This window comes from Ruminococcus flavefaciens (assembly GCF_900108555.1).
Lineage (GTDB): Bacteria > Bacillota > Clostridia > Oscillospirales > Ruminococcaceae > Ruminococcus > Ruminococcus flavefaciens_P.
The window spans coordinates 99,342-121,140 of sequence record NZ_FNWV01000005.1; the positions used below are offsets into that span (position 1 = coordinate 99,342).

A 21,799-nucleotide genomic window follows, 5' to 3' on the forward strand; every position below is an offset into this window, starting at 1 on the left:
CAGCAAAAGCTGCTCTTTTTTATCAGTTCTTTATCTGTTTAGCAACGAGACTCTCACCGCAGTAAATAGAACGAAGCTTTGGCTTTTCGATCTTTCCTGTGGGATTTCTCGGAACATCTGCAAAGATTATCTTATGAGGTCTCTTGTATCTCGGGAGCTTCTGACAGAATGAAGTGATATCCTCCTCTGTACAGTTGTGATCTTCCTTTATTGATATGATAGCTGCGGCTATTTCGCCCAGTCTCTTATCGGGAAGACCGATAACGGCAACATCCTTGATATCGGGGTGACTTCTGAGGAAGTCCTCGATCTGAACAGGATAAAGGTTTTCACCGCCGCTGATGATAACGTCCTTTTTACGGTCAACAAGGTAAATAAAACCGTCCTCATCTTCCTGAGCCATATCGCCTGTATAAAGCCAGCCGTCCTTCAATGTTTCGGCAGTAGCCTTTTCATCACGATAGTAGCACTTCATAACTCCGGGACCTTTAACGAGAAGCTCGCCTACCTGTCCGCGCTCGACTTCATTTCCATTTTCGTCAGCTATCCTTACTTCCCAGCCGTAACCGGCTTTTCCGATAGCACCTACCTTGTGGATATTCTCAACACCGAGATGTACACAGCCGGGACCGATAGACTCGCTGAGACCGTAATTAGTGTCATACTGATGCTTAGGGAACACCTTTTTCCAGCGTGAGATAAGTGACGGAGGAACAGGCTGAGCACCTATATGCATAAGTCTCCACTGATCAAGATCATATTTATCAAGCTCTATCTCACCGCGGTCGATAGCGTCAAGTATATCCTGTGCCCATGGAACAAGGAGCCATACTATGGTACAGCCTTCGTTGGAAACAGTCTCTATTATCGACTTGGGCTTTACACCTTTAAGGAGAACAGCCTTGCTTCCCGAATAAAGGCTTCCGAACCAGTGCATCTTTGCACCTGTATGGTAAAGAGGAGGTATACAAAGAAATACATCATCTCTTGTCTGACCGTGGTGATTTTGCTCTACCTTAGCCGAATGCATAAGGCTTGTATGATCGTGGAGGATAGCCTTAGGGAAACCTGTTGTACCTGATGAGAAATAAATAGCAGCATTATCATCATCTGATATTTTTACATCAGGAGCTATACTTGTACAGTTGGCAACAAGGCTGTCATAATGCTCAGCAAATGAAGGACATCCTTCGCCCACATAGAATAAAAGTCTGTTCTTGCTGATATCGTCAGCTATTTCCTCTATTCTTCCTATAAACTCAGGTCCGAACATAAGGATATCAACTTCTGCAAGATCAAGACAGTATTTAATCTCGTCAGCAGTATATCTGAAATTAAGCGGCACTGCCATAGCACCTGCTTTAAGTATTCCGAAATATATCGGCAGCCATTCAAGACAGTTCATAAGAAGTATGCCGACCTTATCGCCTTTTTTTACTCCTCTTTCAAGAAGCATATTGGCAAAACGGTTAGCCTTTTCATCAAATACCTTCCATGTAATCTCACGTCTGTAATGACATTCGGGATTTGGTTCTATAAGCTCATATTCTTTCCATGTTATACGTCTTACTTCCGTTATCTCGGGATTTACCTCAACGAGAGCAACGTCGTTACCGTATAACTTCGCATTTTTTTCAAGTAATTCTGTTATTGGCATTGTTATGTTCCTTTCCGTATGCAATGCAGCAGGACTTTTACATTTAAAAGCCAAAAAGCTGCAAAGCAATAAACTATTTATATTTTATCACAAAAAAGTGAAAAAGTAAATACTATTTTTATGTTTTATTTGACAAATCGAGATATGTCTTTTACAGCACTTTGCATAAAGAAAGGCACATCACTGATATGATGTGCCTAAGCTTTTTAATCTTTTGAATCTTCAGAGCTGAACTCGGCTTCTGACTTTTCTTCAACTACTTCTGCTTCAACAACTTCAGCCTCGGCAGTTTCAGCTTCGTTTACCTTAGCACCGCATTTATCGCAGAAAAGCTGATCTCTGCTGATCTGAGCTCCGCAGTTAACGCAGAACATCTTATCCTCAAGAGACATAAGAACGGCTTTAAGCTCGGAAAGCTTACCGTTTTTCTCCTTGATATCAGCGATAGTAGCTGCATATTCGCTCTCGGGATCATTGCCTATCTTCTCGAATAAAGCTTTACCAAGCTCTATGTAATCAGAGTTGATATCTGCCTCGATATGCGCAATATCACGTTTTACCTTGTTTTTTTCTGCAAATTTTTTTGAATTGCTGGATACTGTCTTAGCTCCTCGCTCAACAGACTCGCCTACTTTGCCTGCAAAGCCTTTTACTGAATCAACAAAACCCATAACAATGACCTCCTGTATATAAATTTATATTCTTATTTTATCACAGTAAAAAGCCATAGTCAAGTATAACTCGGTTTTTCTGTGATCTTAAATCTTACTGCATTGAGAGCACGAACTGCTGCGTCCGAAAAATCGCTGCATACTGTTGAATATAATGTCATTATAACACTATCAGCCGAAACATGATCTCCGATATCACAGTTCATAACGATGCCTGCACTCATATCCAGCTTATCTTCTTTTGACAGCCTGCCTGCTCCGAGAAGAAGCGAAGTCATGCCAAGCTCTTCACAGTCAAAGCCTTTTATCACCATGTCCTTAGTTGCTCTTATCTCGTATTTAAGAAGAGGCTTCGGAAGCAGTGAAGTATCATCGCAGACTTTTTCATTTCCGCCATGAAGCTTTATGGTCTCACGTAATATATCAAGTGCTTTGCCCGAGGAAACAGCCTCCTCAGCCAGTTTCCGACATTCGCACTCAGTTCCTTTTCCAGAAAGCTCAAGCATTGCTGCCGCAAGCTCGATACAGGTATCGTAAAGCTTACCCTTTGACTTTCCCTGTAAAAGCTCTATTGCTTCCTTGACTTCAAGGGCATTTCCTATATTCTTTCCAAGAGGTACATTCATATCAGTTACTATCGCTCTGCACTTTTTACCTGCCGAACGTCCGACTTTTTCCATAAGTGATGCCAGCTTCTCAGCATCTTCCTTTGTTTTCATAAATGCACCCGAGCCGTATTTCACATCAAGTACCAGAACATCTGCGTTCATGGCAAGCTTTTTGCTCATAATACTTGCGCATATCAGCGGTATACTGTCAACTGTACCTGTTGCGTTTCTCAGAGCATACATTTTCTTATCAGCAGGACACAGATCACCTGTTTGAGAAATAATCGAAAAGCCTGTAGTTTTAAGTACCTTCTCAAATTCACTTATGGAAAGGTCAGTCCTGTATCCATCAATGCTTTCAAGCTTGTCTATTGTACCGCCTGTATGTCCGAGTCCGCGTCCCGACATTTTTGCGACACATACGCCGCAGGCTGCAACGATAGGACCTATTATCAGCGATGTCTTGTCACCAACGCCTCCTGTACTGTGCTTGTCCGCTGTAAATGGGATATCCAGTTTAAGAACATCTCCGCTGTCACGCATAGCTGCTGTCAGGGCAAAGGTCTCTTTCTCCGAAAGTCCGTTAAGGCAGACTGCCATAAGCCATGCTGACATCTGATAATCGGGTATTCCGCCGTCTGTATAATTCTTTACGAGCCAGTTTATTTCGTCTTCTGTAAGTTCCTGTGCTTTTTTTGTTTTGTTAATAATATCAATGATGTTCATGTATCCACCTCCTATACACATATTTTACCATAAAAATTATAAATTTTCAACAGTTTTTGTGAAATAGAACGTGATTTTTACAAAAAATTCATTATTACAAGAAAAATAACAAAAGGTACTCCAAGGACTATGCTGCCAACCGTATTAAAAATATTGAGCGGTATGTCTGCTCCTATCATAAGACCGTATTTATTTACGATAAACAAGGCTGCTCCACCTGTAACTGCTCCTGTCAAAAATGAAAGCAGCTTTTTCTCACGTCTGAAATAATATATCACCATTATTACTGCCACTGCTCCGCACAGTGTTCTGAATATCATTTCCGTATCCATATTTTACCTCTTACATAAGTATATATCCAAGTGCGATTATCAGCTTTATGTCTGCACCTTCTTTTATAAGCATATATAGCAGCGCTGCTATAAGAAGCTTGTCACTGTCTACACCGCCCTCAAAGAACTCGTCAACAAGTCCTCCCAGTGCTTTTGGCTCTTTTTCAGACTTGACTTTTTGTTTACTGCACTCTTCCCCGTATGACTCTTCACATTTCTGCGGAGGCAAGTCAGCGGCAGGTGTTCTGTAAACGCCTCTGTACAGTTTTTCATTGCCTCTTCGCGGCTTATTAAGATCATATACTGCCATTGACTCACCTCCCCGTTATTTCAGATAAGCTCCTGCAATATTCCGCTGTCCTTTGCGATATTCCATATTGCAAGCAGTTTGAGCAGCTTTATCGCCTTATCCACTCTTTTCTGCTTTTCCGCACCAAGATGAGGTTTCAGCGCGAGCAGCAGATCAGCATTTTTATCCTGCTGTGAAGCCGCATTTATTATCCCCGTAAGCTTGATTATGGAACTAAGGTCAGGCTGATCCCCATTAGTTTCTTCTGTATGTTTATTATCAGCATCTTCCGTGGTTTCCGAATTCATCATCTGTGCCAGCTCCGACAACTGCCTTACACTTTCTTCATCGGAAAGCAGTTCGTTTATCCTGCTCATCAGATCGTCCATAGTAAGCTCCTCTTACTTTTTTCCGCCCGATAATTTCTCATAGAGAGCTTTTGCCTGCGGTGTGCTCATCATTCTTTCCACAAGCTTCGGATTGTTCACAGCCTGTCTGAATTTAGCCGCATCGGTACTGTTCATAGCCGACAATGCACTGTCAAACTTGCCCTCTTCAAGCTCTGTCCGAAGCTTTTCCGGCGGAACTCCTATCTTTTTGCTCACAGCATTCAGAAGCCCTGAAATTTTTTTAGGATCAATATTGCTGTTCATATTTTCCTCCTTATAATTTATTCAATATATTATATTGCTATATACTGTACTTTATGTCATATCCTTCATTTTTTATACATATTCACGTCATAATTTTTTCATATGAATAATTTTTTGGTAAATATTGCTTTATTGATAGATTTATGTTATAATGAGTTATCAACTTCTTTATTGGAGGGATAGCATTGCGTATTGTTGTTATATCTGATACTCACGGTAATTCTTACGCTCTTGAAAACGTTATCATGCGTAATACCGATGCAGACTGGATAATCCACCTTGGTGACGGCGAACACGAGCTTGACAATTTTATCCTCAGTCATCAGAAATTAGCACCTAAGATAATCCATGTTGCGGGAAACTGCGACTTCGACAGCCTGAGCGATGAATATTTTATTCTTCCTGCTATGGAACACAAAATATTTGCCACTCACGGACATTTATACGGTGTAGGCGGTTCGCTGGAAAGGCTCAAATCACTTGCACTTTCTAACGGCTGCGATATTATCCTCTTCGGACATACTCATGTGCGCTATCAGAGCTATGAAAACGGGCTTTACATACTAAATCCCGGCAGTGCTTCTATCCCCCGTGACGGCTTAAAGCCTTCATTCGGTCATATCGACCTTACTTCCGAAGGCGATGTAGTTACAAATATTGTAAACGTATGATATCCCCTGCTTATATTTTATGCAGATGACCCATTATTGTTACATAAGAAAATCCCCTTGAACTTTATCTGTTCAAGGGGATAATTTTATATTCTGTTTTAGTTTGCATAGAGAATTCCCTGACGGTCTAACGAACTGTCATATTCTTTGAGTCTTGTAATATCTGCTGAAATAACAGCCAGATTTCCGTTTGGATTAACATTTACATCTGCTGTCATATCAATTGCATCAACACCCTGTGTATCGTGGAGAACAGCGTGTACCTTGCATATCTTTGTTTCCTTGTTATAATCAAGTACTTCAAGAGAAGTCAGAATATCCATACAGTCAATATCTATATCTTTATATTCATCTATTTTCTCAAGATAACACTGTATAGCTATAGCTGAATAGTATTCCAGACTGATACCATGCCCTATGGATTTTATCTTCCATTCGTCATTTTCAAATATAAGTGTAAATATCAGCTCTTCGCCGTATTTAACATTTTCATACCCTGTATATGGTGGTTTCAAAAAACGTGAAACTACCATTTTATCAGCACTTTTTTCTGTGATCTCAGGTTCTGAAGTAAAGCTTTCTTTAGCTCCTCTTTCTGCATAATTTTTATTTACATATATCTCTCCGTTGTAATCCACATATGCTGCATTATTAACAGCCATAGCTGTTTCTTCTACACATTCTTCATCATGGGTTGGGCTGAGATCAACACGGCTTCCGTTTTCAAATTTGCTTACATCGCCGCCGAGCCAGCTCATAACTGTACAGCCGTCTTCAATAAATATACCATTTTTGAAGTCAGCCGGCGTTATTGTATCTGTATCAAATCTGGTATCATAAGTTGTCAAAGCTAAATTTTGCTTGTAGTAGTCGTAAATATCCTGACAGCTATGGAAACGATCATCAGTGACCTTGCAGAAGGTACGCTGTCCGCCGTAATTATTTGACCAGTAATCATCTGTACTGTCGTAGGTATAGAATGTTATGCTGTCATTTGCATCAAAGTCAACACAGCCGCAGCGCATAATATTCGCGCTTTCAAGATATTTGTCGGTAAGTTCCTGTGCAATAGCTTCGTAATCGTAATCTACAGGTGGAGCAGTTTCCTCGGTGGCTATCTCGTTCGCATCTTCTATTACTGTCTCAGTATCTTCTGCTGTCGTTTCTTCCTCGACTGTATCAGCAAACTGTGAACCGCCGTTCCTGTGCATAAAGTAGCTCGTAGTTCCTATACCGCCTGCAACAAGTACAAATGCTGCTGCAATGCTGATATACTTCATTGCGCTATGTCCGTGCTTGACTTCAACACCGCTTACCTTTTCATCAAATTCATTTATGTTTTGCTTTATTTTGTTCTCACCTTTATTCATACCAAGTACCTCTTTCCTGCATCGCTCATCAGGCTCCAAGCGATCTGTAACTTTTTTATAATCGTTTATATTCATAATCGGAGCTCCTTTCCGAGGATCTTTTTCAGCTTCTTTCTTGCACGGTAAAGCTGAGTCTGCACGGCAGATTCATTGTTTCCCGTTATCCTGCTGATCTCCTTTACGGAATAATCCTCGTAATAATATAAATGTATAACAAGTCTGTATTTTGTAGGAAGTGACATAACTGCATGATATACCTCACTCTCTTCGGGAGTTTCATATACCAGTGAAGCTTCCTCAAGAGGAATGGCAGTCAATGAATACTTATACCTCAGCGAACGGAACATATCCTTGCATTTGTTTACGGTTACTTTCAGAAGCCAGCTTTTTTCCTTGTCAGAGTCCTCAAACCTTATATCAGCGGTAAAAAGCTTTATGAACGTCTCCTGCATGATATCTTCCGCATCTGCTTTATTCTTGCAGTACGCAAACGCCATACGGTATACTGCGTTTTTATATTTGTCGTATAGTTCTGCCATTTGTTCTGTAGTCATTAGTTCACTTCCTTGTGCTGTTGAAGTACTTCATATATATAACGGATATCTATGATGAAATATCACACAAAAAAATAAAACGGTGCAAAAAGCACCGCTTTTTTATGAAATTCTCTTTCCTTTTCCCTTTTTTCGCTTCTCCACTGGCTTTTCCTTACCGCCCATATCCTCGAAGATACGCTCCTCTTCTGTAGGAGTATCATCAATAAGCTCGGGATTTATCTCACCGATGCTTGTGTAATACGGATTGATAACATATTTCTGTATAACAGGATAACATACGAAACTGTTTATCAGGCAAATGAATGCCGCAGGGAAAAATGCGATCAGCAGGAAGAAAACAGGCATAAGGTAGATAAAAAGAACTACCATAAGTGCAATAAGAGCAACTCCGATAATAAATACGAGTAAATTCTGCTTCATTGCAACAAATGCAAGTGCAAAAGAGTTCTTGAAAAGGTTCTTCATAGAAAGGTTAGTCGCTGTCAGCATAAGATATATATAATGGTTCATCATTACGATAACAAGGAACAAGCTGAATGTTATGACCAAAGGTATATACATTGCCTTTGACTGCTGTACTGCAAGAACAGGGTAAACATTTAATGCGGCATAAGCCGAGATAATTACAAGGCAGTCCAGAAAGCCTATTATTACCGACTTCTTGAAATTCTCCTTGAAGCCCTTGATGAAATCCTGCATTATAAATGAATGTTTATTTATCACAAACTTTCGCATTATCTTTGTCATACCGGCTGTCGCAGGTCCGATAAGTATCATAAAGACAAGGATAAGCAATACACTGCTTATCATCGCAGCGTAATAGTTGTTTTTGAAAATATTCAGCACAGGAAAAACAAACAAAAGAGGCAGGAAGAACAACATATATACAAGGTTGATCTCCATAAGCTTCCAGAATTTACGGCAGAATATGTCCCAGAAAAGAGCAGCTCCCTTTTTCTTGGGCGCATTCTTTGAAATTCCTGCACCTGTGCTTTCATAGTTTTTGAATAAACCCAATTTAAAATTCCTCCGTTTATTGCCGAATGATCTTGAAATACAAATAATTGAGTCCTCCATCAGCGGCAGAGATAATTAACGATAAAAATATAAGTACAATAAACTTTACGCAATAGAGCCTGAAGCTCTGTACATTATCCGAACAGGCTTCGTCTTTTATGCAGTACATGAAAATACTGCGTGATCTGCGGAATGTTTCTCTTATGGTAAGTATTGACAATACCGAAAAAGCAACTGCTTTCGGCAGCACTGTTATAAGCACAGGAAGAAATGCTGCTTTTCCCATACAGGAATACATAAGTGTTACAGATACACCTATCCCTGCACCACGGTACAAAAGCAGCAACGCACCAAAAGGCTTTCCGAGGGCACACAATCCAAAGAAAAATGCTGCTGCCGTAAAAATAAGTGAAGATACAAAAGTTCCTCTCGCAAGTGCAAATAAAGAAACCTCTTCACTTGTCGGTACAAAATACTGATTTACAAGGAATGAATATGCTGTATCCCTGTCTTTTATCATCAGTGAACCGACAGCTATACCTACCATAACTATCAGCGTATAAGCAAACAGGCTTGTCCGCTTATCATTATTTTCATAAAATGTACTTATATGTTTCATGCGCATCATTCCTTTCTTATAAAGGATATGCGCATTATTCATTTTGTATTACTTTGAAAGCTCGTAAGCTCTCTTTGTACAGCTTTCACAGCAGTTCTTTACGACTTCTGTGAGATTCCCCTCATAGAGTCTGTCAAGACCTGCAAGAGTTGTTCCTCCGGGTGATGATACCATTTTTATAAGCTCGTCAATAGTATTTCCTGAGTCTGTTATCATCTTTGCTGAACCGATAAGACTCTGTGCAAAGAGCTCCTCAGCTGTCTCGGCAGATATTCCTACAGATGCTGCATAGTCGATAAAGCCCTTTGCAAAAAGATAGATAAAAGCAGGGCTGCTTCCGTTGATAGCGATTATCTCCTTCATCTTATCCTTTGATATTACTGCTGCTTTACCGCATATTTTAAATATGTTGAGCACAACATCGAATTCTTCATCTGTTACCTTGTCGTTTCTTGAAAGTGCAGAAGCTCCCTCACCGAGAAGAAGAGGTGTATTAGGCATTACAAGAATTACCTTTACGTCGGAAATAGTTTTCTTTGCAATGAATTCATCGCCTATTCCTGCGGCAATGGATATGATGACCGTATCATTAGTAGTATACGGTGCGATCGACTCAAGTACGCCCTCGATTATCTGCGGCTTAACAGCAAGAAAAACGTACTTGCACTTTTCCATTATCTCTTTTTCAGATGAACAGCCGTTTACATTATACTCAGCAAGTGCAGTTACTTTCTCTGTGCTTGGATCAAAAGCGTGAAGCTGTACTGTTTTGCCAAGACTGCTTGTGGATATTCCTTTCATAATTGCAGTGCCCATATTGCCTGCACCAATAAATCCTATGTTATTCATAGCTATGATCTCCTTATTTCAATGTAATTTTTATTATACATCATTATGTACAAAATTGCAAGTGATAATTTTGTGATATTTAATGAGACAAGGCGATTTTTGCGGCGTTTCTTGACAATTTTCAACAGCGATGATACAATTATGGTATTGATCTTATGGGGGATAATATTATGAGTAAAAAAGAAAGTATGAAAGACAAGTCTACACGCTATTCAAACAGTGTTATATACTATAAGAGCCTGTCATGCAAAGTAAGTCTTTACGAGGACAGAGCTATAACTGAATACTGTGTGAAAAACAAGCTGTCAAAAAGCCTTTTCCTTGCAACTGCGGCTATGTACTGCATAAAGAACAATATTTCAGGCAAGGAGCTTCTTAACAGCACCACAACTTCGGAAAACTTTGATTACAGAGACTATATGGAAGATGAATATGATGAGTGAATGTTACCTTTGTCCGCGGAAATGCGGAATAGACAGGACAAACAGCACAGGCTTCTGCGGAGCAGGTGCTGAAACGATGATTGCAAGAGCTTCCCTGCATAAATGGGAAGAACCCTGCCTCTCTTACAAAAACGGAGCAGGTACTGTTTTCTTTTCGGGCTGTAATCTGCACTGCTGTTTTTGTCAGAATAATCGTATAAGCAATGAGTTATTCGGCAAGGTCATAAGCGATGAAAAGCTTGCGGATATATTCCTTTCATTGCAGGACGCAGGAGCTGACAACATCGACCTTGTAACTCCTACACATTTTGTTCCTAATATTATCAGAGCACTTGATAATATAAAACATAAGCTGGTCATACCTGTCGTATACAATTGCGGCGGATATGAACTTACGGAAACTATTGATATACTCAGCGGCTATATAGATATCTACCTCCCCGATATTAAGTATTTTTCAGCGGACATCTCCGCAAAATACTCAAATGCACCTGATTACTTTGATATTGCTTCAAAAGCTGTCCTTTCAATGATAAAACAAGTCGGCAAGCTCACATATAACAACGAGGGCGGTCTTATAAGAGGTACGATAATAAGGCATATGGTACTTCCCTCTCAACGACATGATTCCATGAAGATAATGGACTGGATAGCTGAAAATACTTTCACAGATGAGGTACTGGTCAGCATAATGAATCAATACACTCCTTTTGACTTTATCTCCGAGGAACACAAAGAACTGAAACGCCGCATTACAAAAATGGAGTACAATACTGTAGTCGATCATGCAGCAGAGCTTGGGATAAACGGATTTACACAGCAAAAAAGCTCAGCTTCGGAAGATTACGTACCCGACTTTGATCTTACAGGAGTATAAAAGCACCTTTCAATAAAATTTTTCAATAATCATGTCACAAAACTTCATTTCTGCCTGTTATATATTTTGAAACGTTTCAATCGAGGTGATAAGATGACTAAGGAAGATTCCAGCAAACTTACCACTCTTTACAGCCTTTATGAACAGCCGATGTACCGCATCGCATACGCAGTCCTGCACGATGAAGGACTTGCGGAAGATGCTGTTTCAGACGCATTCATCCGCATACTTGGAAAGCTGCATAAATTCGATGATTGCCGAAGTGCAAAAACACGGTCTTACATAATAAAGGTCATAAAGAGCACATCTATAAATATTTATCGCAAAAACAAACGACGCTTTACGGAAGAAGTGCCTATAGACGATGCTTTACAGATAGCCGATATACGTACCGATACCGAGAAAAAGCAGCAGGTCGATAATATACTCAGTACTCTTGATGAACCTGACAGAAGTATCGTTATGATGCGCTGCATAAGAGAAATGTCATGGAGAGAAGTCGCCGAAAAGTTATCTCTCACCGAAAGCAACGTAAGAAAGCGTTTTGAACGTACTAAGAAACGCCTTAGAATGAAAGGAGCGGTTAGTGATGAGAAATAAAAGGCTGCCTTCTTCAAAACAATGGGATAAGATCATAAATGACGCTTTTAAATCAGACAAGCATCATGATTTCTCCGTATCGTATGAACTCAGAAAGTCAGAGATACAAAAAGGAAATACAATAAAAAAAGAAACAAACCATTTTCACAGCCGTTATATGAGTATGGTGGCAGCTGCCGCTGCTGTTATAATCGCAGTACCTGCAATAGTATTCGCTTACTCAAATCATTCCTATGAGACCGAACCTGCATTTGAGATAAAGCCCTCTGAACCAATACAAACTACTACATTCGTGACCGAAGAAGTGACAACTGAACCTGTTACAGAGGAAACAACATATGCAGTACCTGTTGAAGATAATACAGGCATTTTCCAGCTTGCACAAAATGGAAAATATCAGTTTATCCTCACATATACACCTTCGTACGATGAACTGTCAAATACTCAGACTTACGATTTTCAGTATTCATGGCTTCCCGACGGAGTAGCCCCAATACCCGATGATCCTAAAAAGATGTGCACTACACCCACAGGCGGAACGCTTAATATGGTCTGCTACAGAGTTAAACAGGGTACTTCTTTAGAAGAAAGGATCAGCAGCATAGTTAATTACGAAAAACTGTCAGATGACGAAAAAACCGCATATATCTTTCATAGTTCCAGCCCTTTTATCGATTTACAGGATCAGGAAAAGTGGTCTGAAAGAGATGTATGGATAAAGTTCAACGGAACAAACATTATTGCTCAACTCTTTGCAACAAACGATATATCCAGCGATGATCTAAAAAATATTATCCGCTCTGTCAAGCTTGTCCCTTCGGATAACGAATTAACAGAAGTATGGAAAAATAAATATGTTACCGAAAGTAAGATATCGGAGGAAGAATACCGCGATGAATTTTTAAAGACATGCAAATCAATCAATGAAATTGAACTTACAGGTATTGGCAAACCAATTCCTCATACAGTAAATAATAACAGCGTTGAAGTTACTATTGATAAAGCATGGATACAGGACGATTTTAAGGATATCACTACCAATACGTGCTGTATGCCGCGGGATTACAGTCAGTTCATCGATGATGACGGAAAGATCTGCAAGACATACCACTGGATAAAGAACGGAGACGGAATAAATACTTTAGATGAGATCGTTGAAACAGAAAATGTTGAACTAAAGCTCATTGTTCTCGAAATGACCTATACCAACACAAGTGATCACGATATTGTCGAAAGCTATGATAAAGGTACAACAGACTTCCTTATTGATCCTATGAATTATTTATGCGTGGACGGAAAGCTTGATCCAACTGATTATATGCACAGAGAAGGACTCACAGTTTATTCCGATCAATATATAGCTTCTGACGGCGGATGGGTATCCTTTGAGAGTGATGATCATTCATCAAAAAATTACATCAATATCCCTCAGGGCGGACAGACTCATGTTAAGGTATCATTACTTGCAAGAGCTGACAGCCTTGATGATTACTATATAAATATTTTCGGCAGTTACTCCGATCAAAATGATCCGAATAATTTATATCTTGCTGTTAAAGATATCGAAAGATAACATTAAAGGGCAATACACTAAAGTGTATTGCCCTTTCGTATCATATGGTCACTGTTTTTGTCATGCTTATTTTTTCATTCTCAATATCTATTCTGATACTCTCTCCCCTTTTTATCTCTGAATTTACTATCATTTTTGCAAGTTCATTTTCTACAAGCTCAACTGCTTTGCGCCTTATGGGTCTTGCACCGTAACGGGAAGTACCTTCTGCAGCTGCAACTGTCTCTTCAACTCGCTGTGTAAACTCGATATCTATACCGAGAGTCTTGGCACGGTGGGCTATATTTTTTAGCTGTAGGCGGCTTATCTGCAAAAGATGTTCATGTTTGAAAGGTTCAAAAAATATTATCTCGTCTATACGATTGAGAAGTTCAGGCGAAAAATACTTCCTGATACTTTCCGTTGTCCTGTTATTCATATCATCATTATCCGAAAAACCAAGTGACGTCTTTGTCGTAAGCTCCTCTGCGCCTATATTTGATGTCATTATTATTATGGTACTGCGGAAATCTATCCGTCTCATAACAGAATCTGTGAGGAAACCGTCCTCAAGTATCTGCAAAAGTATATTCAGTACATCGGCATCAGCTTTTTCTATCTCGTCAAAGAGCACAAGTGAATACGGACATCGCTTGACTCTTTCACAGAGATTATTGTCACAGTTATCGTATCCTGCATACCCCGGAGGCGCACCGATAAGCTTTGATACAGAGTGCTTTTCCATATATTCCGACATATCTATGCGTATAAGACTGTTCTCGCTGTCATAATACTGTTCTGCAAGTATCTTTGCAAGCTCGGTCTTTCCTACTCCTGTAGGTCCTGCAAAAAGAAATGAAGCAACAGGTCTGGATACGTCTCTTAATCCTGCTCGTGAACGATAAAGAACTTCCGTTATTTTTCTTACAGCTGTATCATGTCCTATTATGTGTTCAGACAGCTTCTTCTCTAAATTCCCGAGCTTTTCAACATCAGCCGAAGTGAGCTTACTTAATGGTATACCTGTTTTTAGCGATATGACGTGGTTGAGATCGTTTTCGGTAACACCTTTTTCATCATAGCTATTTATTACTTCATTAAGCTGGTTGAGCGTTTTCCCCTCCATATGGATAAGCTTGGTATCATCTTTAACAGTTTTTCCGCAGTTTCTTATCTTAGCGCAGGCACAGGCCTCATCTAACAGATCAATGGCTTTATCTGGAAGAAAACGATCCGTTACATATTTCTTTGAAAGCTCAACGGCTCTTTTTATTATATCATCACTTATTTCTATGCCGTGATATTTCTCATAATTATGCCGCAGTCCGTTTATCATCTCTACACAGCTTTCTATATCAGGCTCACATACCTTTACTGCCTGAAATCTTCTTTCAAGTGCCGAGTCCTTTTCGATAGTCTTACGATATTCTTCAAAAGTTGTTGCTCCAATTATCTGTAATTCTCCCCTTGCAAGCTGAGGCTTCATAATATTCGCTGCATCTATCGCTCCCTCAGCTGCACCTGCACCAACTATCATGTGTATCTCGTCAATAAAAAGGATTATATTCCCTGCACTTACGGCTTCATCAATGCATAACTTTATACGTTCTTCAAAATCTCCGCGATATTTTGCTCCAGACAGGAGTGAAGCTATATCTAAAGAAAAAATGTACTTGTTTTTTAGATCTTCCGGTACGAGATTTCTTGTAAAAAGCTCCGCAACCCCCTCAACTATAGCCGTTTTTCCCACACCTGCCTCACCTATAAGACAGGGATTGTTTTTATTTCTCCGCGAAAGTATCTGCAATATCCTTTCTATCTCTTTTTTACGCCCTATCAGAGGATCGTTCTTTCTTACCAAACTCAGATCGGTAAGATTTTTGCCGTATCTGTAAAGATTTGGTATCTGAGACTGTTTCGGTATCATTGCATCATAAAGCTTTCTGCCTGTTTCATTGTCAAGGATATCATCAAGCCGAGTGAGAATAATGTTTTGATCTGCACTTAGTTTTCGCATTATAGTACAGCCGCTGCATGATCGTTCTTCGAGCATTGCTGCAAGTATCCTTTCTGGAGAAGCTTTTTTTCCGTTTGATACAGATGCTGCCAAATATGCTTTTTCGAGTATCCGTTTTGCAGCTGTTGTAAGAAAACGCTGATTAAGTACGGTCGTTGAACCCTGACCTACCATACTGATTATTTCACTTCGGAGTTCATCGAATGATATACCACCTTCCATAAGGATATCCGCTGCTTCCGTATTTCCTTCTCCTGCTATAGACAGAAGGATATGCTCGCTTCCTACATAAGTATGACCAAGTTCAGAAGCATACTCTATAGCTCCTTCGATTATCATAACAGCTTTCTTTGTGAATTTTTCATTGTTTATCATATTTTTTGCCTCCTTATTGCTCTGAATATATTATGCCACTTTTTTCATGCGATAAGTGTCGAAATAAATGACCTTAAAAAAACAGTAACACTTTTTTTCGCGTGACATATTATGTACTATGAAGCAAAGAAAAACGCTTCAAATACATCAATCTAAGGAGATAATCAATATGTGTAATTCATGCTTCGGAGGAAACAACTGCTGGTGCATCATTCTTTTAGTACTTCTCGTTATCATTCTCTTTTCGGGCTGCGGCAATAATGGCTGTGACTGTGGCAATAACGGCGGCTGCGGCTGTGGCTGTTAAAAAACACAAAGGGACTGCAATGCAGTCCCTTTATTTATTATTCAGCTTTAAGCAGCTTATTTCTTCTGTTTGTAAGCAACGGCTGTGTTCCGTTTATAACACAATCAGCTGTAACAGTTACCTTTGCAATACTTCCGTCAGACGGAACATTAAACATGGTATCCATAAGAATAGATTCGATGATGGAACGAAGTCCGCGGGCACCTGTTTTCTGTGCAATAGCCTTCTTAGCTATCTCTATAAGTGCATCATCATCAACTTCAAGCTCTATATCATCATAATCGAAAAGCTTCTTATACTGCTTGATAAGCGCATTCTTAGGCTCAGTAAGAATTCTTACAAGTGATGCTTCATCAAGCTCTTCAAGAACAGATATAACAGGAAGTCGTCCCACAAATTCAGGTACCATACCAAATTTAACAAGGTCTTTCGGTACGACCTTCTTAAAGATATTGTTCTCTTCCTTATGAGTCTTTATCTCTCCGCCAAAGCCGATAGGAGCTTTTCCGATACGCTTCTGTATCTGCTTTTCAAGTCCGTCGAACGCACCGCCGCAGATAAACAGGATATTCTTAGTATTTATCTGAATAACTTCCTGATTAGGATGCTTTCTTCCGCCCTGTGGAGGAACATTTGAAACAGTACCCTCTATGATCTTGAGGAGTGCCTGCTGAACGCCTTCACCGCTTACATCACGAGTCAAAGATGTATTTTCAGACTTTCTTGCTATCTTATCTATCTCGTCGATGTAGATAATACCTCTTTCAGCAGCCTTTATATCAAAATCAGCAGCCTGTATAAGTCTGAGAAGTACATTTTCAACGTCATCACCAACGTAACCTGCTTCTGTAATTGTTGTAGCATCTGCAATTGCAAACGGAACATTCAGAAGCTTAGCAAGAGTCTGTGCAAGAAAGGTCTTTCCGACACCTGTAGGTCCGAGAAGAAGCACATTGCTCTTCTGAAGCTCTACGCCGTCGCTGTCAGAGAAATCCTTATCATTTTCCTGACTCATTATTCTCTTGTAATGATTATAAACAGCTACAGCCAGTGACTTTTTCGCATCGTCCTGTCCGATAACATATTCATCAAGAAATGCTTTTATCTCAACAGGCTTCATAAGCTTTATTGAAGAAACATCGCCTTCGTTATCAGATTTTGAAGCTTTTCTGTGTGCTTTGGCTACTCCAGAACCATAGAGCATTTCGTAGCAGTAAGTTACGCACTCGTCACATATATTAGATGAACCTGCAGAAAACATACTGCGTACTCTGTTTTCACCCTTTCCGCAGAAGCTGCACGATTTAAACGTTTCAGCCATTTAATTCCCCTACCTTTTTGTGATTACTTTATCTATAAGACCAAATTCAAGAGCTTCCTGAGCAGTCATGTAATTATCTCTCTCACAAGCAGCGTGCATCTCTTCGACACTCTTACCTGAGTTTTCAGCCATAATGCTCTCAAGACGGTCTCTTGTACGTTCGAGATTTTTAGCGTGTATCATGATATCTGTCTGCTGACCGCCAAGTCCGCCGCCGATAAGAGGCTGGTGGATCATGATCTCACTGTTAGGAAGAGCGATCCTCTTGCCCTTTGCACCTGATGAAAGCAGAAATGCTCCCATTGAAGCAGCCATACCGATACAGATAGTAGATACATCACACTTGATATAGTTCATAGTATCGTATATTGCCATGCCGGCTGTAACAGAACCGCCGGGGCTGTTTATATATAATGAAATGTCCTTTTCTGAATCCTGACTTTCAAGATAAAGGAGCTGTGCAACAACTACGCTTGCAGTTGCATCGCTTACCTGATCTGAAAGCATTATAATTCTGTCATTGAGCAGGCGCGAGTATATATCATAGGATCTTTCTCCTCTGCTTGTCTGTTCAACAACGTAAGGTACTAATACGCTCATAGTTCATCGCCCTTTCTTTTAAAAACAGTTGTCCCACAAGAAAGCTGCGGGACAACATCACATACTATAATTATTTGTCGAAAAGAGTATTATTCAGCCTTTTCTTCAGCAGAAGTGTTATCTACAACAGCATTTTCCTTTACAAACTCAACAGCCTTCTGTACCTTGAGATCTGTAGTGTATTCATCAACAGGGATAAATCTCTTTATAGTCTCAACGTCAACGTTGTTTGCTGCAGCGATCTCACCAAGACCGTTGTTGATCTCTTCTTCAGTTACTTCGATATTCTCGAGCTCAGCGATCTTCTCAAGAGCAAGTCTGAGCTTGACTTCATTAACAGCTCTGTCTCTGTATGTCTCTCTGAATGAATCCATATCCATACCTGTGTACTGGAAGTAAAGCTTGAGATCCATACCCTGTGAACGGAGCTGCTGCTCAAAGTTTCTCATAAGAGCATCGATCCTCTGCTCATACATACAATTCGGGATAGGAGCATCAACTTTCTCGATAAGAGCGTTCATTATAGCATTCTCAAAGTTAGAGTCTGCCTGCTTAGCTGCTGCGTCCTCGAGCTTAGTCTTGATATCGTCCTTATATTCTGCAACTGTCTCAAACTCTGTTGCATCCTTTACGAGATCATCGTTGATCTCAGGGAGCTCTTCATAGCTGATAGCCTTGAGCTTGCACTTGAATGTTGCTTCCTTGCCTGCATAATCAGTCATCTGATAATCCTCAGGGAAAGTAACGTTTACGTCAAACTCATCGCCGATGTTGTGACCAACGATCTGATCTTCGAAACCAGGGATAAACTGACCGCTGCCAAGACGAAGAGGATGATCCTCACCCTTGCCGCCTTCAAATGCTTCGTCACCGAAGAAGCCTTCAAAGTCGATAGTAACTTCATCATCAAGCTGTGCTGCTCTGTCATCAACAGAAACTATACGAGCATTCTTCTTTCTGATGATGTCGATCTGCTTGTCGATATCCTCATCTGTGATCTCCTTAACTTCCTTAGGAGCCTTGATGCCCTTATAGTCAGAGATCTCAATCTCAGGCTTTGTAACGCAGATAGCCTTGATCTCAACACCTGTAGCCTTATCGATCGATGTAACTTCAACATTTGGCCTGTCAACAAGCTCAAGACCTGTCTCAGTAACAGCTGCATCAAGCTCAGGTCCGAGAAGTGAATTGATAGCACCCTCATAGAATGCACCCTCACCGAACTCTCTCTCAGCAAGCTTTCTTGTTACCTTGCCTTTTCTGAATCCCTTGATCTGGATATTCTTCTTCTGTCTCTGATATTCCTTTTCAACAGCAGCCTCAAAAGCCTCTGCATCAATTGAAATCACTAACTCTGTAGTATTTACATCTGTTTTGTTTGATGATTTTAAACTCATTTTAATACGTCCTCCAATATTTATATAACATACTTGGTATATTATACCACATTTCAAAAATTTTTTCTACTGATTTCTCACACTTCTGCATAATGCACAATTCACAAAACTTTTTCAGGCACAAACTGTAAATAATCACCTGCTATAAGATGAAAATTTACATCATCATATGTATTTTTCACACACAGGTCATGCGCTGAACGTCCGTGTATATGTCCATAGTAGCAATCCTTTATCTTATACCTGTAAAGCACTTCAAGAATGTCATAGTTGAAGTTTGTCGCAAATATGGGCGGATAATGAAGAAATACTATGGGTTCGAGATTCTCAGCAAGTGCAGACTTTATGGAAGTTTCAAGTCTTTGCACTTCCCTTTTCAGGACTTTTTCGTCCTGTGTCTCCCCGGGCATATTTACCCAGCCGCGAGTACCGCAGATCCCGTAATTCTCATACCTGTAATGATTGTTATGCAGTATGCTTATTGTGCCGCAACCTTCGGAAGCAAGGAAATCCTCCATTTTCTTCATGGTAGTCCACCAGTAATCGTGATTTCCTTTTATTATTATCTTCTTTCCGGGAAGCAATTCTATAAAACGGAAATCGGGAGCTGCTTCCGCCAGAGACATACCCCATGATATATCTCCGGGAAGCACCACCGTATCCTCATCTCTGACAATTTCAAGCCAGTTCTTTTCGATCTTCTCCTGATAATCCTGCCACCCCGGGAAGATACTCATTGTCTTTTCGGGATCACCCTTGCACAGGTGAAGATCAGCGAGTACATAGAGACTCATTTTCAGTTGCTCAGTGTTCTGAGCACATAGTCCTTCTGATCAGCCTTATCGATAACGTCGTTGAAACGCTCAGGCTTGTTTTTAAGATCTGCAAGAGCAGCAGGAACAGGTATGTCGGAAAGCTCAGCTATCTTGTCTACCTTGTCATACTCGTCAATATCTGATTTCTCGCCCTCGAGAGCTTCAAGTACAGCTGCGCTGAACTTGTAAGGACTTGCAGTTGAAGCAATAACAGTCTTTGTATTATCACCTGTTGTCTCCTTATAGTCCTTGTATACCTTAACAGCTACTGCTGTATGTGTATCGCAGGTATAAGAATACTTCTCATAGATAGAATGTATGGTAGCCTTTGTCTGACCGTCATCGCAGAAGCCTGCTGAGAACTCTTCCTTCAGCTTTGCCTTGACTTCATCACTTACCTCATATCTTCCCTCAGAAGCAAGCTTGCCGAACCACTCGCGGATAACCGCATCGTTCTTGCCTGTCATGAGGTAAAGAAGTCTTTCAAGGTTGCTGGAGATAAGTATATCCATTGAAGGAGAAACAGTTGCATAGAACTGTCTGTTTCTGTCATAAATACCTGTATTGATAAAGTCTGTAAGAACATTGTTGATGTTTGATGCGCAGATGAGCTTATTTACAGGAATACCCATGTGCTTTGCATAATAAGCAGCGAGGATATTACCGAAGTTGCCTGTAGGAACTACGATATTGATCTTTTCGCCAAGCTCTATCTCCCCGTCCTTTACAAGCTCTGCATAGGACGAAACGTAGTATACGATCTGAGGAACAAGTCTGCCCCAGTTGATAGAGTTGGCACTTGAGAACATCATTCCCTTTTCATCAAGAGCCTTCTTTACATCATCATTTGTGAAGATAGCCTTTACACCGTTCTGACAGTCATCAAAATTACCCTTTATAGCACAAACTCCGACATTAGAGCCTTCCTGAGTCTTCATCTGACGCTTCTGCATCGGGCTAACGCCGTCCTCAGGATAGAATACGAGGATAGATGTACCTTCAACGTCCTTAAAGCCTTCAAGTGCAGCCTTGCCTGTATCACCCGATGTTGCAACAAGAATAACTATCTTCTTATCAAGATTGATCTTCTTTGCCGATGTTGTAAGGAAGTATGGAAGTATCTGAAGAGCCATATCCTTGAATGCGCAGGTCGGACCGTGCCAGAGTTCAAGCATATATGTTCCATCAAATAAATGAGCGATCTCAGAAATGCTTTCGGTCTCAAAATTCTTAGTGCTGTACGCATTATCAGTACAATAATGTATCTCGGCATCAGTAAAATCTGTCAGATACTTTGAGAATACATAAGCAGCTCTATCGGCATACTTCATATCACCGATAGCTTTTATCTCATCAAGAGTAAGCTGTGGTATGCTCTCAGGAACGAAGAGTCCGCCCTCAGTGGATATACCCTGAGTGATCGCTTCCGCACTCTTGACCTTGACATCGCTGTTTCTTGTGCTGTTATAGAACATA

24 protein-coding genes are annotated in these 21,799 nt (G+C 40.3%); 6 read left to right on the top strand and 18 right to left on the bottom strand.

All coding sequences use genetic code 11. The features are described from left to right. Positions 1–22: 22 nt before the first annotated feature. The 7 genes from BLW60_RS08535 to BLW60_RS08565 all read right to left on the bottom strand — a co-directional run bounded on the left by BLW60_RS08535 (position 23) and on the right by BLW60_RS08565 (position 4,936). The gene (locus BLW60_RS08535) at positions 23–1,657 is read right to left on the bottom strand and encodes a class I adenylate-forming enzyme family protein (protein WP_074716408.1); all 1,635 of its coding nucleotides are present in this window, start codon (positions 1,655–1,657) and stop codon (positions 23–25) included. A 206-nt stretch (positions 1,658–1,863) separates the two neighbouring features. Next, complete coding sequence (locus BLW60_RS08540; protein WP_074716410.1) at positions 1,864–2,328, bottom strand: zinc ribbon domain-containing protein; 465 nt, start codon at positions 2,326–2,328, stop codon at positions 1,864–1,866. Between the two features lie 59 nt (positions 2,329–2,387). Then, positions 2,388–3,662: a thymidine phosphorylase gene (locus BLW60_RS08545; RefSeq protein ID WP_074716412.1), complete on the bottom strand. Its 1,275-nt coding sequence runs from the start codon at positions 3,660–3,662 to the stop codon at positions 2,388–2,390. A gap of 77 nt (positions 3,663–3,739) precedes the next feature. Then, positions 3,740–3,994: a pro-sigmaK processing inhibitor BofA family protein gene (locus BLW60_RS08550; protein ID WP_074716414.1), complete on the bottom strand. Its 255-nt coding sequence runs from the start codon at positions 3,992–3,994 to the stop codon at positions 3,740–3,742. 10 nt (positions 3,995–4,004) lie between these two features. Then, positions 4,005–4,304, bottom strand: a complete 300-nt coding sequence (locus tag BLW60_RS08555) for a hypothetical protein (protein WP_074716417.1) — start codon at positions 4,302–4,304, stop codon at positions 4,005–4,007. Positions 4,305–4,324: 20 nt separating this feature from the next. Next, on the bottom strand, positions 4,325–4,672 hold the full coding sequence (locus tag BLW60_RS08560) for a hypothetical protein (protein ID WP_074716419.1): 348 nt from the start codon (positions 4,670–4,672) through the stop codon (positions 4,325–4,327). Positions 4,673–4,684: 12 nt separating this feature from the next. Then, positions 4,685–4,936 (bottom strand): hypothetical protein, encoded by a 252-nt coding sequence (locus BLW60_RS08565; RefSeq protein WP_074716421.1) that lies wholly within the window; start codon positions 4,934–4,936, stop codon positions 4,685–4,687. A 185-nt stretch (positions 4,937–5,121) separates the two neighbouring features. Between BLW60_RS08565 and BLW60_RS08570 the strand changes: the two genes are divergently transcribed. After that, on the top strand, positions 5,122–5,607 hold the full coding sequence (locus BLW60_RS08570; RefSeq protein WP_074716422.1) for a metallophosphoesterase family protein: 486 nt from the start codon (positions 5,122–5,124) through the stop codon (positions 5,605–5,607). 98 nt (positions 5,608–5,705) lie between these two features. Here BLW60_RS08570 and BLW60_RS08575 read toward each other — a convergent pair whose 3' ends face one another. The 5 genes from BLW60_RS08575 to proC form a co-directional block, all read right to left on the bottom strand. Then, complete coding sequence (locus BLW60_RS08575) at positions 5,706–7,052, bottom strand: hypothetical protein (protein WP_074716424.1); 1,347 nt, start codon at positions 7,050–7,052, stop codon at positions 5,706–5,708. Further along, a complete protein-coding gene (locus BLW60_RS08580) occupies positions 7,049–7,531 on the bottom strand; it encodes an RNA polymerase sigma factor (protein ID WP_074716426.1) in 483 nt (160 codons plus the stop codon). The genes BLW60_RS08575 and BLW60_RS08580 overlap by 4 nt, the downstream gene beginning before the upstream one ends. 102 nt (positions 7,532–7,633) lie before the next feature. Next, a complete protein-coding gene (locus BLW60_RS08585; RefSeq protein ID WP_074716428.1) occupies positions 7,634–8,551 on the bottom strand; it encodes a YesL family protein in 918 nt (305 codons plus the stop codon). A gap of 16 nt (positions 8,552–8,567) precedes the next feature. Continuing rightward, complete coding sequence (locus BLW60_RS17400; RefSeq protein ID WP_431768013.1) at positions 8,568–9,212, bottom strand: stage II sporulation protein M; 645 nt, start codon at positions 9,210–9,212, stop codon at positions 8,568–8,570. A gap of 6 nt (positions 9,213–9,218) precedes the next feature. Then, complete coding sequence (proC, locus tag BLW60_RS08595; RefSeq protein ID WP_074716432.1) at positions 9,219–10,019, bottom strand: pyrroline-5-carboxylate reductase; 801 nt, start codon at positions 10,017–10,019, stop codon at positions 9,219–9,221. A gap of 170 nt (positions 10,020–10,189) precedes the next feature. Between proC and BLW60_RS08600 the strand changes: the two genes are divergently transcribed. The 4 genes from BLW60_RS08600 to BLW60_RS08615 all read left to right on the top strand — a co-directional run bounded on the left by BLW60_RS08600 (position 10,190) and on the right by BLW60_RS08615 (position 13,512). Continuing rightward, a complete protein-coding gene (locus BLW60_RS08600; RefSeq protein WP_074716434.1) occupies positions 10,190–10,462 on the top strand; it encodes a hypothetical protein in 273 nt (90 codons plus the stop codon). After that, a complete protein-coding gene (locus BLW60_RS08605; protein WP_175460910.1) occupies positions 10,452–11,339 on the top strand; it encodes a radical SAM protein in 888 nt (295 codons plus the stop codon). The genes BLW60_RS08600 and BLW60_RS08605 overlap by 11 nt, the downstream gene beginning before the upstream one ends. A 93-nt stretch (positions 11,340–11,432) precedes the next feature. Further along, entirely contained in the window at positions 11,433–11,939 is a 507-nt protein-coding gene (locus BLW60_RS08610) for an RNA polymerase sigma factor (RefSeq protein ID WP_074716438.1), read from the top strand. Continuing rightward, positions 11,929–13,512 (top strand): hypothetical protein, encoded by a 1,584-nt coding sequence (locus tag BLW60_RS08615; RefSeq protein WP_074716440.1) that lies wholly within the window; start codon positions 11,929–11,931, stop codon positions 13,510–13,512. The genes BLW60_RS08610 and BLW60_RS08615 overlap by 11 nt, the downstream gene beginning before the upstream one ends. Before the next feature lie 40 nt (positions 13,513–13,552). On the opposite strand, the gene BLW60_RS08620 is transcribed toward BLW60_RS08615, so the two are convergent. Beyond that, a complete protein-coding gene (locus BLW60_RS08620) occupies positions 13,553–15,883 on the bottom strand; it encodes an ATP-dependent Clp protease ATP-binding subunit (protein WP_074716442.1) in 2,331 nt (776 codons plus the stop codon). A gap of 169 nt (positions 15,884–16,052) precedes the next feature. On the opposite strand from BLW60_RS08620, the gene BLW60_RS16800 reads away from it, so the two are divergent. Further along, positions 16,053–16,190 carry a hypothetical protein gene (locus BLW60_RS16800; RefSeq protein ID WP_175460911.1) on the top strand — a complete coding sequence of 46 codons (138 nt, stop codon included), beginning with the start codon at positions 16,053–16,055 and terminating at the stop codon, positions 16,188–16,190. Positions 16,191–16,227: 37 nt separating this feature from the next. Here BLW60_RS16800 and clpX read toward each other — a convergent pair whose 3' ends face one another. The 5 genes from clpX to thrC all read right to left on the bottom strand — a co-directional run bounded on the left by clpX (position 16,228) and on the right by thrC (position 21,798). After that, positions 16,228–17,511, bottom strand: coding sequence for an ATP-dependent Clp protease ATP-binding subunit ClpX (gene clpX / locus BLW60_RS08625; protein ID WP_074716444.1), 1,284 nt, complete (start codon positions 17,509–17,511; stop codon positions 16,228–16,230). Positions 17,512–17,520: 9 nt separating this feature from the next. Next, positions 17,521–18,111, bottom strand: coding sequence for an ATP-dependent Clp protease proteolytic subunit (locus BLW60_RS08630; RefSeq protein ID WP_028516677.1), 591 nt, complete (start codon positions 18,109–18,111; stop codon positions 17,521–17,523). Between the two features lie 89 nt (positions 18,112–18,200). Further along, positions 18,201–19,508 (bottom strand): trigger factor, encoded by a 1,308-nt coding sequence (tig, locus tag BLW60_RS08635; RefSeq protein ID WP_074716446.1) that lies wholly within the window; start codon positions 19,506–19,508, stop codon positions 18,201–18,203. Positions 19,509–19,609: 101 nt separating this feature from the next. Further along, entirely contained in the window at positions 19,610–20,302 is a 693-nt protein-coding gene (locus BLW60_RS08640) for a metallophosphoesterase (protein WP_074716448.1), read from the bottom strand. 2 nt (positions 20,303–20,304) lie between these two features. Beyond that, complete coding sequence (thrC, locus tag BLW60_RS08645; protein WP_074716450.1) at positions 20,305–21,798, bottom strand: threonine synthase; 1,494 nt, start codon at positions 21,796–21,798, stop codon at positions 20,305–20,307. Position 21,799 lies beyond the last annotated feature (1 nt).

Coding starts and splice junctions, on each gene's coding strand:
- BLW60_RS08565 (WP_074716421.1), bottom strand. CDS start 4,936: ATGAACAGCAATATTGATCCTAAAAAAATTTCAGGGCTTCTGAATGCT.
- BLW60_RS08605 (WP_175460910.1), top strand. CDS start 10,452: ATGATGAGTGAATGTTACCTTTGTCCGCGGAAATGCGGAATAGACAGG.
- BLW60_RS08610 (WP_074716438.1), top strand. CDS start 11,433: ATGACTAAGGAAGATTCCAGCAAACTTACCACTCTTTACAGCCTTTAT.
- BLW60_RS08615 (WP_074716440.1), top strand. CDS start 11,929: ATGAGAAATAAAAGGCTGCCTTCTTCAAAACAATGGGATAAGATCATA.
- BLW60_RS08555 (WP_074716417.1), bottom strand. CDS start 4,304: ATGGCAGTATATGATCTTAATAAGCCGCGAAGAGGCAATGAAAAACTG.
- tig (WP_074716446.1), bottom strand. CDS start 19,508: ATGAGTTTAAAATCATCAAACAAAACAGATGTAAATACTACAGAGTTA.
- thrC (WP_074716450.1), bottom strand. CDS start 21,798: ATGTTCTATAACAGCACAAGAAACAGCGATGTCAAGGTCAAGAGTGCG.
- BLW60_RS08560 (WP_074716419.1), bottom strand. CDS start 4,672: ATGGACGATCTGATGAGCAGGATAAACGAACTGCTTTCCGATGAAGAA.
- BLW60_RS08600 (WP_074716434.1), top strand. CDS start 10,190: ATGAGTAAAAAAGAAAGTATGAAAGACAAGTCTACACGCTATTCAAAC.
- BLW60_RS08545 (WP_074716412.1), bottom strand. CDS start 3,662: ATGAACATCATTGATATTATTAACAAAACAAAAAAAGCACAGGAACTT.
- BLW60_RS08580 (WP_074716426.1), bottom strand. CDS start 7,531: ATGACTACAGAACAAATGGCAGAACTATACGACAAATATAAAAACGCA.
- BLW60_RS16800 (WP_175460911.1), top strand. CDS start 16,053: ATGTGTAATTCATGCTTCGGAGGAAACAACTGCTGGTGCATCATTCTT.
- BLW60_RS08575 (WP_074716424.1), bottom strand. CDS start 7,052: ATGAATATAAACGATTATAAAAAAGTTACAGATCGCTTGGAGCCTGAT.
- BLW60_RS08640 (WP_074716448.1), bottom strand. CDS start 20,302: ATGAGTCTCTATGTACTCGCTGATCTTCACCTGTGCAAGGGTGATCCC.
- BLW60_RS08550 (WP_074716414.1), bottom strand. CDS start 3,994: ATGGATACGGAAATGATATTCAGAACACTGTGCGGAGCAGTGGCAGTA.
- BLW60_RS08540 (WP_074716410.1), bottom strand. CDS start 2,328: ATGGGTTTTGTTGATTCAGTAAAAGGCTTTGCAGGCAAAGTAGGCGAG.
- BLW60_RS08630 (WP_028516677.1), bottom strand. CDS start 18,111: ATGAGCGTATTAGTACCTTACGTTGTTGAACAGACAAGCAGAGGAGAA.
- BLW60_RS08535 (WP_074716408.1), bottom strand. CDS start 1,657: ATGCCAATAACAGAATTACTTGAAAAAAATGCGAAGTTATACGGTAAC.
- clpX (WP_074716444.1), bottom strand. CDS start 17,511: ATGGCTGAAACGTTTAAATCGTGCAGCTTCTGCGGAAAGGGTGAAAAC.
- BLW60_RS17400 (WP_431768013.1), bottom strand. CDS start 9,212: ATGAATAATGCGCATATCCTTTATAAGAAAGGAATGATGCGCATGAAA.
- BLW60_RS08620 (WP_074716442.1), bottom strand. CDS start 15,883: ATGATAAACAATGAAAAATTCACAAAGAAAGCTGTTATGATAATCGAA.
- proC (WP_074716432.1), bottom strand. CDS start 10,019: ATGAATAACATAGGATTTATTGGTGCAGGCAATATGGGCACTGCAATT.